This window comes from Marivita sp., assembly GCF_051251565.1.
Classification (GTDB): Bacteria; Pseudomonadota; Alphaproteobacteria; order Rhodobacterales; family Rhodobacteraceae; genus Marivita.
On sequence record NZ_JBPOFB010000016.1, the window covers coordinates 19,023 to 33,047 of the forward strand.

General features: G+C 59.8%; 11 protein-coding genes. 3 read left to right on the forward strand and 8 right to left on the reverse strand.

What is annotated here, in order from left to right; genetic code table 11:
- The first annotated feature begins 24 nt into the window (after positions 1 to 24).
- Positions 25 to 231 carry a hypothetical protein gene (locus ACSHXH_RS15865; protein WP_435672768.1) on the forward strand — a complete coding sequence of 69 codons (207 nt, stop codon included), beginning with the start codon at positions 25 to 27 and terminating at the stop codon, positions 229 to 231.
- Positions 232 to 324: 93 nt separating this feature from the next.
- Here ACSHXH_RS15865 and lpdA read toward each other — a convergent pair whose 3' ends face one another.
- The 5 genes from lpdA to ACSHXH_RS15890 form a co-directional block, all read right to left on the reverse strand.
- On the reverse strand, positions 325 to 2,067 hold the full coding sequence (gene lpdA, locus ACSHXH_RS15870) for a dihydrolipoyl dehydrogenase (protein ID WP_435672769.1): 1,743 nt from the start codon (positions 2,065 to 2,067) through the stop codon (positions 325 to 327).
- 13 nt (positions 2,068 to 2,080) lie between these two features.
- On the reverse strand, positions 2,081 to 3,349 hold the full coding sequence (aceF, locus tag ACSHXH_RS15875; RefSeq protein WP_435672770.1) for a dihydrolipoyllysine-residue acetyltransferase: 1,269 nt from the start codon (positions 3,347 to 3,349) through the stop codon (positions 2,081 to 2,083).
- Between the two features lie 19 nt (positions 3,350 to 3,368).
- Positions 3,369 to 6,029, reverse strand: coding sequence for a pyruvate dehydrogenase (acetyl-transferring), homodimeric type (gene aceE / locus ACSHXH_RS15880; RefSeq protein WP_435672771.1), 2,661 nt, complete (start codon positions 6,027 to 6,029; stop codon positions 3,369 to 3,371).
- A 382-nt stretch (positions 6,030 to 6,411) separates the two neighbouring features.
- Positions 6,412 to 7,200 (reverse strand): exodeoxyribonuclease III, encoded by a 789-nt coding sequence (locus tag ACSHXH_RS15885; RefSeq protein ID WP_435672772.1) that lies wholly within the window; start codon positions 7,198 to 7,200, stop codon positions 6,412 to 6,414.
- A gap of 149 nt (positions 7,201 to 7,349) precedes the next feature.
- Positions 7,350 to 8,255, reverse strand: a complete 906-nt coding sequence (locus ACSHXH_RS15890) for a LysR family transcriptional regulator (RefSeq protein WP_435672773.1) — start codon at positions 8,253 to 8,255, stop codon at positions 7,350 to 7,352.
- 216 nt (positions 8,256 to 8,471) lie between these two features.
- Here ACSHXH_RS15890 and ACSHXH_RS15895 point away from each other — a divergent pair, with 216 nt between their 5' ends.
- Entirely contained in the window at positions 8,472 to 8,915 is a 444-nt protein-coding gene (locus ACSHXH_RS15895) for a DUF4399 domain-containing protein (RefSeq protein WP_435672774.1), read from the forward strand.
- A gap of 53 nt (positions 8,916 to 8,968) precedes the next feature.
- Here the strand turns inward: ACSHXH_RS15895 and ACSHXH_RS15900 are convergent, their stop codons facing one another.
- From ACSHXH_RS15900 to ACSHXH_RS15910, 3 genes are all read right to left on the reverse strand, one after another.
- Positions 8,969 to 10,996 (reverse strand): FAD-dependent oxidoreductase, encoded by a 2,028-nt coding sequence (locus ACSHXH_RS15900; RefSeq protein ID WP_435672775.1) that lies wholly within the window; start codon positions 10,994 to 10,996, stop codon positions 8,969 to 8,971.
- Positions 10,997 to 11,062: 66 nt separating this feature from the next.
- Entirely contained in the window at positions 11,063 to 12,244 is a 1,182-nt protein-coding gene (locus tag ACSHXH_RS15905) for a TIGR03862 family flavoprotein (protein ID WP_435672776.1), read from the reverse strand.
- Positions 12,241 to 13,569, reverse strand: a complete 1,329-nt coding sequence (locus ACSHXH_RS15910) for a mechanosensitive ion channel family protein (RefSeq protein WP_435672777.1) — start codon at positions 13,567 to 13,569, stop codon at positions 12,241 to 12,243. The genes ACSHXH_RS15905 and ACSHXH_RS15910 overlap by 4 nt, the downstream gene beginning before the upstream one ends.
- A gap of 97 nt (positions 13,570 to 13,666) precedes the next feature.
- On the opposite strand from ACSHXH_RS15910, the gene ACSHXH_RS15915 reads away from it, so the two are divergent.
- Complete coding sequence (locus ACSHXH_RS15915) at positions 13,667 to 13,981, forward strand: HNH endonuclease (RefSeq protein ID WP_435672805.1); 315 nt, start codon at positions 13,667 to 13,669, stop codon at positions 13,979 to 13,981.
- Positions 13,982 to 14,025: the final 44 nt, after the last annotated feature.

Sequence of the window (14,025 nt, forward strand, 5' to 3'; positions counted from 1 at the left end):
CCGCGAGGGCTGGTTCGGACGATCATGACACCCAAACCCATCTTGAAACTGGCAGGCGGTTTTACCGTGCTCTCCGGGTTGAGCGCCGCGGCGGAAGCCGTGTTCTATGGCTCACGGCTGGACGAGAGCGGCGTTGTGCAGGAAAGCCTGTTCCTGCCCCTCGCCTTCATCTTCGCGGCGATGGCAGTGACTGCTGTGGTTTTCGCTATCCTGCGCGTTTTTCTGAAATAAACTCTGCTTAACGCTTCTTTGGGCCCCAAATACCTCGGGGGAGTCGCCGAAGGCGACGGGGGCAGAGCCCCCATCGCCCAACTTGCATCCTGATCAGGACGCCTTTTTCTTCTTCGGCGGCATGAGGTCGGTGATTGTGCCCTCGAACATCTCGGCGGCAAAATTCACCGTTTCCGACAGCGTCGGGTGGGGGTGGATCGTGTGGCCCAGATCGACCGCATCCGCGCCCATCTCAATGGCAAGCGCCACTTCGGAAATCAGATCGCCGGCATTGGTGCCAACGATGCAGGCCCCGATCACGCGGTCATCCTTGGGATCGAACAAAAGCTTGGTTATCCCTTCGTTCCGTCCGTTCGACAAAGACCGGCCAGACGCCGCCCATGGGAACACGCCCTTTTCATAGGCGACGCCCTTGGCCTTCGCCTCGGTCTCGGTCACGCCGCACCATGCAACTTCGGGATCGGTATAGGCGACCGACGGGATCAGGGACGCATCGAAGAACCGCTTGTGCCCGGCACAGACCTCGGCCGCGACCTTGCCTTCATGCACCGCTTTGTGCGCCAGCATCGGCTGACCCACGACATCACCGATGGCAAAGATATGGCTGACCCCGGTACGCTGCTGGTTGTCCACGGCGATAAAGCCGCGGTCATCCACTGCAACACCGGCTTTATCGGCATCAATCAGCTTGCCATTCGGCTTGCGACCGACAGCCACAAGAACCTTGTCGAACGTGTCGTCAAAGGTCTCGCCCTTGTCATTTTCGAACGTGACCTTGAGTCCCTTTTTCTGCGCCTCAACCGCCGTCACCTTGGTCTTGAGGTGGATATTCTCGTACCGGCCTTCGATCCGTTTGTGCAGCGGCTTGACGATGTCCTTATCGGCCCCCGGCATGAGCTGGTCCATGAATTCCACAACTGTGATCTTGGACCCAAGCGCGTCATAAACGCAGGCCATTTCCAGACCGATGATGCCCCCACCAAGAACGAGCATCCGCTTCGGGATGTCCTTCAGCTCAAGCGCCCCGGTGCTGTCGATCACCCGTTCATCATCATGCGGGATGAAGGGCAGGTTCACAGGTTCGGACCCGGCGGCAATGATACACTGATCAAAGCTGACTGTTGTTTTGCCAGAATCGCCGATCACCTCGATCATGTTTGGGCCGGTGAACGTTCCGTATCCCTGCACAACCTGAACCTTGCGCGCCTTGGCCAGACCGCCCAGACCGCCGGTCAATTGTGTGATCACGCTGTCCTTGAAACTGCGCAGCTCGTCCAGATCAATCTTGGGCTTGCCAAAACTCACGCCATGGCTGGCCATATCTTCGGCCTCGGTGATCACCTTGGCGACGTGCAACAGCGCCTTGGACGGGATGCAGCCCACGTTGAGGCAGACACCGCCCAGATCGGGATATTTCTCGATCAGGACAACCTTTTTGCCCAGATCCGCCGCCCGGAATGCTGCCGTGTAGCCGCCTGGACCAGAGCCGAGAACAACCACCTCGGCATGCACATCGCCGGGGCCAGTGGCCCCGCCGGTTGCGGCAACTGCGGCGGGGGCCGCTTTGGCCTCCTCCTTGGGTGCCTCAGCAGGGGCATCCCCCGTATCGGCGCCTTCGATGACCATGATCACGCTGCCCTCAGAGACTTTGTCCCCTTCGGCAACCTTGATCTCGGTGATCTTGCCAGCCGCGGGCGACGGCACTTCAAGCGTCGCCTTGTCGGACTCAAGCTCGATCAGCGGGTCTTCTGCGGCCACTGTGTCACCGACACTGACCAGCACAGACACCACGGGCACGTCTTTGAAATCCCCGATATCGGGTACTTTGATATCCATCAGATTGCCCCCCTTACCACATCAACTTGCGCATATCGCCAAGCAGGGTCTTGAGCGTCACGGTGAACCGCGCGGCCAAGGCACCATCGACGGCGCGGTGATCGTAAGACAACGACAAAGGTTGCATCAGGCGCGGCACGAATTCTGTCCCGTTCCAGACCGGCGCCATCTTGGATCGGGTCAGACCCAAAATCGCCACTTCGGGCGCGTTTACAATGGGGGTAAAGCTGGTGCCCCCGATGCCGCCCAGCGACGAAATCGTAAAGGTCGCGCCCTGCATGTCCTTGGACTTCAATTCGCCATCGCGGGCCGCTTTGGACAGGGTCATCAATTCCTTGGAAATCTCGACCAGCCCTTTGCGATCCGCATCTTTGATCACCGGGACCATCAGGCCGTTGGGCGTGTCCGCCGCAAAGCCGATATTGTAGAAATCCTTCTTGATCAGCTTGTCGCCATCGGGATGGATCGACGAATTGAATTCCCAATGTTGCTTGAGCGCGGACACCGACGCCTTGACCACAAACGAAAGCAGCGTCACGCGGTAGCCGTCTTCTTTGGCCGCCGTGTCCATTTCCTTGCGATACGCATCAAGGTCCGTGATGTCTGCCTCGTCATTATGCGTGACATGCGGAATGTTCAGCCATGACCGGTGCAGCGCAGGGCCCGAGAGCTTTTTGATCCGGGACATCTCGACGTCTTCGGTCGGCCCGAACTTTGAGAAATCCACCACCGGGATCGGCGGGATACCCATGCCACCTTGTGCACCACCGCCGCTGGCCGCTGCCGGAACCGTCTGCGCCTTGAGCGCCAGTTCAATATCTTCGCGCAGGATACGGCCCTTGCGGCCCGATCCGTTCACCTGGGCCAAGTCCACCTCGACCCGCCGGGCATAGGCGCGCACGGATGGGGAGGCGTGCACCTTGCCAAACCCGGCATCGGTTTTTGCCGTGACCGAAGCCGGGGCGGGGGCCGCTGCGGGTGCCACCGCCGGAGCTGCCTCTTTTGGGGCCTCAGCTTTGGGGGCATCTTTCGGTGCATCGGCGCTGGCCGCGCCTTCAAGGATCAGGATCACTGATCCTTCAGAGACCTTGTCGCCTTCGGACACCATGATCTCTTTCACGACACCCGACGCCGAAGACGGCACTTCCAGCGTCGCCTTGTCGGATTCCAGTTCAACAATCGGGTCTTCTTCGGCAATCGTGTCGCCCACGCTCACCAATACGGTGACAACAGGCACGTTGTCGAAATCGCCGATGTCAGGCACTTTTACTTCGGTAGTCATAATTGTGTTCTCCTCCCGCTCACACCAAACGCGGGTTCGGCTTTTCGCCGTCGATGTCGTATTTCTTCAAAGCCAGTTCGAGGTCTTTCCCGGTCACCGCACCTTCGCGGAACAGATCAACCATCGCAGCGGCGGCGATATGGTTCGCGTCCACCTCAAAGAAGCGACGCAGGTTCACGCGGCTGTCGGATCGGCCATAGCCGTCCGTGCCCAGTACCGTGAACCGACCCGGCACAAAGGCACGGATTTGTTCTGCGAAGTTCTTCATGTAATCGGTGGCCGCTATGATCGGGCCTTTCGCACCTTCAAGCTGCTGCGTGACATACGGCACTTTCGGGTCAGACAGCGGGTTCAGACGGTTGTGACGTTCGCAGTCCTGCCCGTCGCGGGCCAGTTCATTCAGCGATGTCGCCGACCAGATATCCGACGTGACGCCGAAATCTTCCTTCAGCATCTCCGCCGCCTTGAGCGCCTGAACAAGGATCGTGCCCGACCCCAAAAGGTTCACATGCTTCTTGCCAGGTTTCGCCGTCTTGTGCAGACGGTAAAGCCCTTTGATGATCCCCTCTTCAGATCCCATCGGCATCTCTGGATGCTGATAATTCTCGTTCATCAGCGTCAGGTAGAAATACACATCCTCTTGATCCACGAACATCCGCTGCAAGCCGTGCTGCACGATCACCGCAACCTCATAGCTGAAGGTCGGATCGTAGCTGATGCAGTTCGGGATGGTGCTGGCGAGGATGTGGCTGTGCCCGTCCTCGTGCTGCAACCCTTCGCCGTTCAGCGTGGTCCGTCCGGCCGTTCCGCCCAGCATGAACCCCCGCGCGCGACTGTCACCAGCCGCCCAGCACAGATCGCCGATCCGCTGGAAGCCAAACATGGAATAATAGATGAAAAACGGGATCATCGGCACGCCGTGGTTGGAATATGACGTTGCCGCCGCAATCCAATCCGCCATCGCGCCTGCTTCGTTGATGCCTTCCTGAAGAACCTGACCATCCAGGCTTTCTTTGTAGAACATCATCTGTTCCTGATCTTCGGGAACATAGGTCTGACCCAGAGGGTTATAGATGCCCACCGACCGGAACAGACCCTCCATCCCAAAGGTGCGGCTTTCGTCCGGCACAATCGGAACCACATATTTTCCGATTTTCTTGTCCCGCAGAAGCGTTGTCAGAATACGGACAAAAGCCATCGTCGTTGAAATCTCGCGGTCGCCAGTGGATTCAAGTTGACCCTTGAACTTGTCCAGCGCCGGGATTTCGAGCTTGGGTGCATCGCGCCAATCCCGCTTTGGGAACGAACCACCCAGTTCTTTGCGCCGATCCGCCAAATACGCCTTTTGTGCGTTATTCAGGCTGACAAACGGGATGTCCTTTTCCAGCTCTGCGTCGGTGACCGGAATCTGGAACCGATCGCGCATCGCCTTGAGCTGATCAAGTTGCATCTTTTTTTGCTGGTGCGTGGTGTTCTGGCCTTCGCCAGCGGTCCCCATGCCATAGCCCTTGACCGTCTTGACCAGCAAACAGGTCGGCGTGCCCTTGGCTTGGGACGCGCGCAGAAAGGCATTGTAGACCTTCTTGGGATCATGCCCGCCCCGGCGCAGCGCCCAAATCTGATCATCGGTCCAATCTTCGACCAGCGCCGCGGTTTCCGGGTACCTGCCAAAGAAATGCTTGCGGATATACGCGCCGTCTTTGGATTTGAACGTCTGGTAATTGCCGTCGACGGTCTCATCCATCAACTGACGCAGTTTGCCCGATGTGTCGCGTTCCAACAGGTCATCCCAGCCACGCCCCCAAAGCAGCTTGATCACGTCCCAGCCAGCCCCGCGGAAATCGCCCTCAAGCTCTTGCACGATCTTGCCGTTGCCGCGCACCGGGCCATCAAGGCGTTGCAGGTTGCAGTTCACGACAAAGATCAGGTTATCAAGACCCTCACGGTGCGCCAGATCAATGGCACCCCGGCTTTCGGGTTCGTCCATTTCGCCATCGCCAAGGAAGCACCAGACCTTGCGGTCGGCGGCATCGATCAGGCCACGGTTGTGCATGTATTTCATGAACCGCGCCTGATAGATCGCCATGAGTGGCCCCAAACCCATCGAAACGGTCGGGAACTGCCAATAATCCGGCATCAGCCACGGGTGCGGATACGAACTTAGCCCCCCACCATCAACCTCGGACCGGAACGCCTCAAGCTGTTCGGTGCTGATGCGGCCTTCCATGAAGGATCGTGCGTAGATGCCGGGGATCACATGGCCTTGGAAGAACACAAGATCGCCGCCGTGAATGGCCGATTTTGCCCGCCAGAAGTGGTTCAGCCCGATGTCATAAAGCGCGGCAGACGAGGCGAAAGACGCGATGTGCCCGCCATATTCGCTGCTTTCCTTGTTGCGCTTGACCACGGTCGCCATGGCGTTCCAACGGTTGATGGTGCGGATGCGCCACTCCATTTCCGTGTCGCCGGGAATCTCGACCTCGTCATCCAGCGCAATCGTGTTCTGGTACGGGGTGTTCGCCGAAAACGGCAGCTTTGCACCGGCGGCGCGAGCCTGCTGGACCGCCTTGTCGAGCAGGAAATGCGCACGATCGGCGCCATCCCGAAGGATCACGTCTTCAATCGCGTCTTGCCATTCCTGAGATTCGACCGGGTCGATATCATTGGGGGTGTCTTTCATGTGCCCTCTTCCCTTGGCCAGACCATTCGGTCTTTAGTTTAAATCTCAACCAATTCCGGTGATGCATCGGATCGGTACAGTCAACGCGTGCCTATCATGGCAGGTTCCCTTGCGGCAGTGTCCCTGAGGCATAACATCCATGCGTTGGACGCATAGCAAAATGGTTCAAAGCTAAACATTTTTCCTGAAAGCCACATGGACGCCCGACAATTGTCGTTGCCCTTCCAGCCAGCATGTCCTCCAAACATGCCGCCGCTTCGCCGTTTTGCGCCAACCCTCTCCCAAGACAGACAACCGTCTCGAATCGGCGCGATGCGTCTATCCTGCCCTTTTGTCAGGTAAATTCATAGGATTTGGCGAAAAGTGGCAGGCCCCTGGGGGCCTAGAGATCAAAGGTCGCAAACACCGGCGCATGATCGCTGGGCTTTTCCCAACCGCGCGCATCGCGGAACACCCGGCTGGAATGGGCTGCGTTCGAAATGTCCGGCGTGGCCCAAACATGGTCCAACCGCCGCCCCTTGTCCGCTGCGTCCCAATCCTTGGCCCGGTAGCTCCACCAGGAATACAACAAACCGTCCGGGATATCCTGCCGGGTCACATCCACCCAACCACCCGCATCCTGCGTTTCCTGAAAATGCGCGACTTCGATGGGCGTGTGGCTCACCACTTTGAGCAATTGCTTGTGTGACCAGACATCATCCTCGCGCGGGGCAATGTTCAAATCCCCGACCAGGATGGCCTTTTCAGGCCGGTCGCCATGAAACCAATCCCGCATCTCGGTGAGGTAATCGAGCTTTTGACCAAATTTTTCATTCACCGCACGGTCCGGCACATCGCCGCCCGCTGGCACATAGAAGTTGTGGATCGTCACCCCGTTCTCAAGCCGCCCTGCCACATGACGCGCATGGCCGAGATTGGCGAAATCCTTGTCGCCCATATCTTCGATCGGCAGTTTTGACAGGATGGCAACGCCGTTATAGCCCTTCTGCCCGCGCGCAACCATGTGGCCGTAGCCCAGCGCCTGAAACTGCGCGAGCGGGATCTTGTCCACCGGACTTTTGCACTCCTGCAAGCACAGCACATCCGGCGCCTCCTCGGACATCAGCCGTGCAACCAGCCCTTCGCGCAGACGGACGGAATTGATGTTCCAGGTGGCAAGGGTAAACGGCATGGGCGCATCTCCGACGGCGGGTGAACAGGTCGCCAGACACTGCCCCCGACCGCCGCACACCGCAACCCGCAAACCAGCACAAAAAAACGCCCCGGGCTATGGCACCCGAGGCGTGAAGGTGGTCTGCGAACAGACGAGGGAGGAAGCGATTACCAGTCTTTCGGGCCTTTATCGGCGAATTGATGCACAAGAAAGTCGATGAACGCCCGAACCTTGGGTTGGGTAAACCGGCCCGGAGGATACACCGCGTAGATACCCTGGGTGTCCACAGGCAGATCGGGGATCGCGTCCTCGACCAGCCCTTGTTCCATCGCGTCGGCGTACAGGAAGGACGGCAGATAGGCGATGCCCAGACCCGCCACACAGGCGTTCAAAAGCGATTGCCCGTCATTGACCGACAGCCAGCCCGCCGTGCGAATCTGACGTTTTTCGCCTGATGGCGCAGTCACTTTCCAGACATTGCCGCTCGATTGGTTCGAGTAGTGCAAAAGCTTGTGTTCGTTCAGATCGTCAATCCGCCGCGGACGCCCGTATTTTTCGAAATAGCCGGGGGCTGCGATCATCCGTTTGGTTGTCTCGGTCAGCTTGCGGGCGCGCAGCGTGCTGTCTTCCAGCTCTCCGATCCGCACCGCCATGTCGAACCCTTCGGAGATCAGTTCAACGTAGCGGTTGTTCAGCACCATGTTCACCGTGATATCCGGAAAATCCGACAGGAAGTCACCCAGAACCGGGGACAGGTGGTTCACCCCGAAATCGGTCGCCACACTGATCCGCAACAGACCTGACGGGGCCGATTGCATGGAGGTCACCAGCGCATCCGCTTCACCGGCGTCGTTCAGCACCCTGCGGGCGCGGTCGTAATAGGCAAGGCCAATCTCGGTCGGGCTGACCCGACGTGTTGTCCGGTTCAAAAGCCGTGCCCCCAAACGCGCCTCAAGGCTTGAGACATGCTTGGACACAGCAGACTTAGAGATGCCCATCTTCTTGGCCGCGTCGGTAAAGCCACCCTGATCCACAACCGTGGCAAAGGCCTCCATTTCGGTAAGACGGTCCATACGTGTTCCTCGTGTTTCGTTGCCATGAGGTATGCAGACCAATTCAGGCGCGACTTGGGCGCTCTGCCGACAATATCTGGGTTTTGTTGGGCAATGTCGTCCTAGCGGAAACAGCACTGGAGGGGCCAAAATCGCAAGACTGTGATTGGGAAAGCAGGTCGCCGCCCCTATCCTTACGTTGGGGAAGGTAGTTTGCCCCAATTTGGGAGGAGACTCATGAAACACAGTATTCTGGGCATGGCCCTTGCTGTTGCATCTGCATCAATCGCCTTTGCAGGCGACACACCATCCACACCCGGCGCACAGGTCTACATCGTCAATCTCGAAGACGGAGCAGCCGTGCAATCGCCGGTCACCGTCGTGTTTGGCCTCAGCGGCATGGGAGTCGCGCCTGCCGGGGTCGAGATCGACGGCACAGGGCATCACCATATGTTCCTGAATCGTGCGCCATTCGGTGAAGGCGCGGATGATGCAGAGCTGATTGCCAACGGCATTCCCGCCGATGATGCCCATATCCATTACGGTGCCGGTCAGACGCAGGCGACCTATGATCTGGAACCCGGCACCTACACGATGCAGCTTGTGCTGGGGGATCACTTTCACGTCCCGCATGATCCGCCGGTGGTCAGCGAGGTGATCACCATCACCGTGACGGAATAAGGTGACGTTCCGCGTGAGGTGTCTTGGAGCAAGACCACCTTGCGCGGCATGGACTATAGCGCTGCTGCCAATCGTGTGCCCTGATCAATGGCGCGCTTGGCGTCCAGTTCCGCTGCCACTTCCGCTCCGCCGATCACGTGGCATGTCACGCCGCGTGCCTCCAATGCATCCGCAAGCGACCGTTCCGGCACCTGACCCGCACAAAGCACAACGGTGTCGCAGGCAATCACCTCGGGCCGTTCGCGCGCCTCGCCATAAGAGATGTGCAAACCGCCCGCGTCGATGCGCTCGTAATTCACACCCGCTTTCATCTGCACGTCCTTCATCATCAGGCTCATGCGGTGAATCCAGCCAGTCGTTTTGCCCAACCGCTTGCCCGGTTTCTCGGCCTTGCGCTGAAGCAATGTCACCTGCCGCGCAGGCGGGCTGGGCTGGGCACCTTCGGGGGCCAAACCAGAGCGCTGTTCGGCGGGGTCGGTGACCCCCCATTCACGCATCCAGTCGGGAAGGTTCTCTGTGGGGCTATCGCCTTCGTGCACCAGGTATTCCGACACATCGAACCCGATCCCCCCGGCCCCGACAACGGCAACCCGTTTGCCAACAGTCACCTTGCCGCGCAGCACATCAATATAGCTGACCACGTTCGGCCCGTCCTGACCGGGGATCTGCGGATCACGCGGCAGAACGCCCGTGGCAATGATCACATCGTCATAGCCGGACAGGTCATCCGCTGTCACCGCTTGGCCCAAGGTCACGGTGACACCGGTTTCGGCGAGCATTGTGCGATACCAATCCACCAAACCCCAAAACTCTTCCTTGCCGGGCACCTGTTTGGCTATGTTGAGCTGGCCGCCTATTTCAGTGGCCTTGTCGAACAGCGTCACCCGGTGCCCGCGCTCTGCCGCCGTGATCGCCGCCGACAGGCCCGCAGGGCCCGCGCCCACCACCGCAACGTGTTTGGGAACGGCGGTTGGGTCCGTTTTCAACTCGGTCTCGAAACACGCCTTCGGGTTCACCAGACAGGAGCTGATCTTCATCTGGAACGTGTGATCCAGACAGGCCTGATTGCACGCGATACACGGTGCGATCTGCGCGCCCTTTCCCGCCGCCGCTTTCGCAACGAAATCGGGGTCAGCCAGGAACGGCCGCGCCATCGACACCATGTCGGCACAGCCATCGGCCAGCACGTTTTCGGCCACTTCCGGCGTGTTGATCCGGTTCGACGTGATGACCGGGATGCCCACCTTGCCCATCAGCTTTTTCGTCACCCAGGCAAAGGCCGCGCGTGGAACGCTGGTGGCAATCGTCGGGATTCGCGCTTCGTGCCAGCCGATCCCGGTGTTGATGATCGTGGCACCCGCCTGTTCAATCGCCTGCGCCAATTGGACCACCTCGTCATGGGTCGATCCATTCGGCACCAGATCAATCATCGACAATCGGTAGATCAAAATGAACTCCGGCCCCACCGCCGCGCGCACACGGCGCACCACGTCAACGGGCAGGCGCATCCGGTTCTCATAACTGCCGCCCCAGCGGTCCGTGCGTTTGTTGGTGTGGGTCACAAGGAACTGGTTGAGGAAATACCCCTCCGATCCCATCACCTCGACCCCGTCATATCCGGCCTCTTGCGCGCGTTTCGCAGCTGTGACCATGTCGGCGATCTGTTTTTCGATCCCGACCTCGTCCAATGCGATCGGCACAAACGGTGAGATCGGGGATTTCACCGCAGAGGGCGCGACACATTCCTTGCCATAAGCATAGCGCCCGGCATGCAGGATCTGCATGGCAATCTTGCCGCCCGCGTCATGCACCCGATCCGTGACCATCCGGTGATTGGCAATGTCGGTGTCCGTGAACAAGCCAGACGCGCCGGGAAACACCCCGCCTTCGCGGTTGGGGGCCATGCCGCCCGTCACCATCAACGCCACGCCGCCCCGTGCGCGCGTGGCATAGAACTCGGCCACGCGGTTCCAATCGCCGGTTTCTTCGAGGTTCGTGTGCATCGACCCCATCAGCACGCGGTTTTTCAACGTGGTGAACCCAAGGTCCAGCGGCGCAAGCATATGGGGGTATGTGATCATGGCAGAACTCCTCAGTTGGCGTCACCTGACACGGGCAAAGTTGACGTGTCACGCCCCAACGTCACGTCACGGGCGGTCATACTCCGCCGCGTGCCGCCCTGCCCAAAGCCCGGTGGCGAAACAAGCGGTCAGCAGATAGCCACCCGTGGGCGCATCCCAGTCGAGCATCTCGCCTGCGCAGAACGTGCCGGGCCGGTCGCGCAGCATCAGCGTGTCGTCCAACGCGTCAAAGGGCACGCCACCCGCAGTGCTGATCGCCTCGTCCATCGGGCGCAGACCGGCGTGACGGATCGGGACCGCCTTGATCACCTGCGCCAAGGCATTTGGGGCATCGGGCAAAGACGGCACAAATTCGCGCAGCATGGCCTGTGCAGCAGGCGACAGCTTTAGCACCCGGCGCAGATGGTTCGACAGGCTCGCTTTACCCTTGGGCTTTGCCAGCCGCGCAGCCACATCTGAAACGCTGAGGTCCGGCAACAGGTCCAAGCGCAGCGCGGCCCCGTCGCGCAAGGCAGGGGCCAACGGATACACGCCACCGCCCTCAAGCCCCCGGTTCGAAATCACAACCTCGCCGCGCGACACCTGATCCCCGGCATGCAAGGCGATGCTTTTGAGCGGCGCGCCAAAGTGTTTGATCATGTGGTCCGACCATCCGACATCAAGGCCAACATTTGACGGCTGGAATGGCGCAAGCGGAATCCCGTGCGCTGCGAAACGCGCCGCCCATTGCCCGTCTGACCCCAGCCGCGCCCAGCTTGCACCGCCAAGCGCGAACACGGTCACACGGGGCACCAACACGCGGGTGCCGTCGGGCGTGTCGAACTGATGCGTGTTCTGGTCCCAATCGACCCAGCGCCAACGGGTGTGCCGGTCAAGCCCAAGCGCGTCCAACCGCGCCAGCCACGCCCGCAGCAGCGGAGACGCTTTCATTGCATGTGGAAACAGCCGTCCGGTGGACCCGGTGAAAGTGCTTTGCCCCATGTCTTCGGCCCATGAGCGGACCTCTTCCGGGCCAAAAGCATGCAGGCAGTTGCGCAAAGTCGGGTGCAGACCCACGCCGTAGGATGCCAGGAACGGCGCAGACTCCTGCATCTTGGTCAGGTTCAACCCCGACTTACCCGCCATCAGGAACTTGCGCCCGATGGACGGTTTCGCCTCGACCAGCGTCACCGCGCGACCGGCTTGCAACAGCGCCTCTGCCGCCATCAGGCCCGCAGGCCCACCGCCGATGACCAGCGCGTCGGTCACGCCTCTGGGGGCGCGTTGCGCATCTCGATAACGCGGCGGGGATAGGGGATTTCGATGTTGTGCTCTTTCAGCGCGTTCCAGATCAGGAACAGCACATCCGAGGCATATTTGTTCTTGCCGTCATCAATGCCATTGACCCAGAATTCCACGCCAAAATCGATGCCACTGTCCCCAAAGCCACGCAGTTCGACATCGGGCGGTTCGGGTTTGCTAAGAACGCCGGGATGGGTCGCAACGGCCTTTGAAATGATGTCCGGGACAAGGTTGATGTCGGTGTCATAGCTGACAGAAAAAGCCACCTCGATCCGGTTGGCGCTGCCTTGATCGGAATAGTTGATGACGCGCGTGGTGATGAAATCCTCGTTCGGGACCACGATCCAGCGGCCATCAAAGGTCTCAAGGATCATCGCGCGGGCGGTTGTCTTGACGATGGTGCCCGATTCGCCGTTGTCGAGCTCTACATAGTCGCCAACCGTCGCTTGCCCTTCGAGCAGCAGGATCACCCCCGAGATGTAGTTCGACGCGATCTTTTGCAGGCCAAAACCAAGACCCACACCAATCGCACCACCCAGAACCGCGAGCGAGGTCAGCGGCACGCCCATGATGTTCATCAAGAGCAGGAATGCGACGCCAAAGATCATCAGCTCTGCCGCCTTGGCTGCAAGCTGCCGGGTGGCGGGGCGCATCTCTTCTTGTTTGTTGATGTAGGCGGCGGATTGGTCATTCGACCAGCGACCCAGCCAGAACAGAATCGCCCCGGAAATCACGCCGCGCAACAGGGACATTACCGAGAACGAAATATTGCCCAGGCTGATCATTGTCGCGCTGAGCCGTTCGGTCAGCACATCCAGCAGTCCAAACGCGTAAAGCGCCATCGCCGGAAGCAGCACATAGCGCCCCAGCAATTTGAGGAACGGATCCGACAGGATATCTCGAACGAAAATGCGGGCCGCAAGCACAAGGAACAGACGCTTGCCAAAGGCGATCACAGTGCCCGTTCCAAAGACCGACCGGATCACCTGTTCCCCGATCCCGGCAAGCGCATAGGCAAAGACGGGCACCAAAAGCGGCACAAAAAGAAGCAAATTGCGCCGCAGCTTGGACAGGGCGCTAAGATTGCTTTCGGGGGGTGTCAGAAGGCGGACAAGCGGCGGACGGATTTTCCGCGCAAGGATGACGGCAGCCAGATAGGCGACCACCAGAATGGCAAATTGCGACCATGCGGCGGGGGACAATAGCCAGCCAAGTGCGATCTCGTAGCCTTGCAGCGCAAAGCCCACCGCCTTTTGCACGATGGGCGGTTGCGCTGACAAATCCCATTCCATGGCCCGACCCTTGAATTACACAAAAAATGTAGCAGCTAAATGCCTTGCCCGACGCGCCAGCACAAGCCTCTCGCACCGGAGACCCAAAGCTGTGACCCTGCCCGATCCCCTCTGTCCGCTGTGCCAGCGTCCGATCCCTGCGGGGGTGCGGCAAAGCCAGCATCACCTGATCCCAAAGCTGAAGGGCGGCAAGGGTGGGCCGACGATCCTAGTGCATCACATCTGCCATCAGGAAATCCACGCGACATTGACCGAGGCAGAGCTGGCCCGCGCGTTCAACACGCCCGAAGCACTGCGCGCCCATCCGCATCTCGCCACGTTCTTTGCGTGGGTGGCCAAACGCCCACCCGAGTTTCATGACCGTGGCCGAGGCAGCCTGCGCAAACAGCGATCCCGCAAGCGCAGGGGGTAGCGCCAAAATAGCACGGTTGAGGCCGGCTATGCGTTTGAGCACAG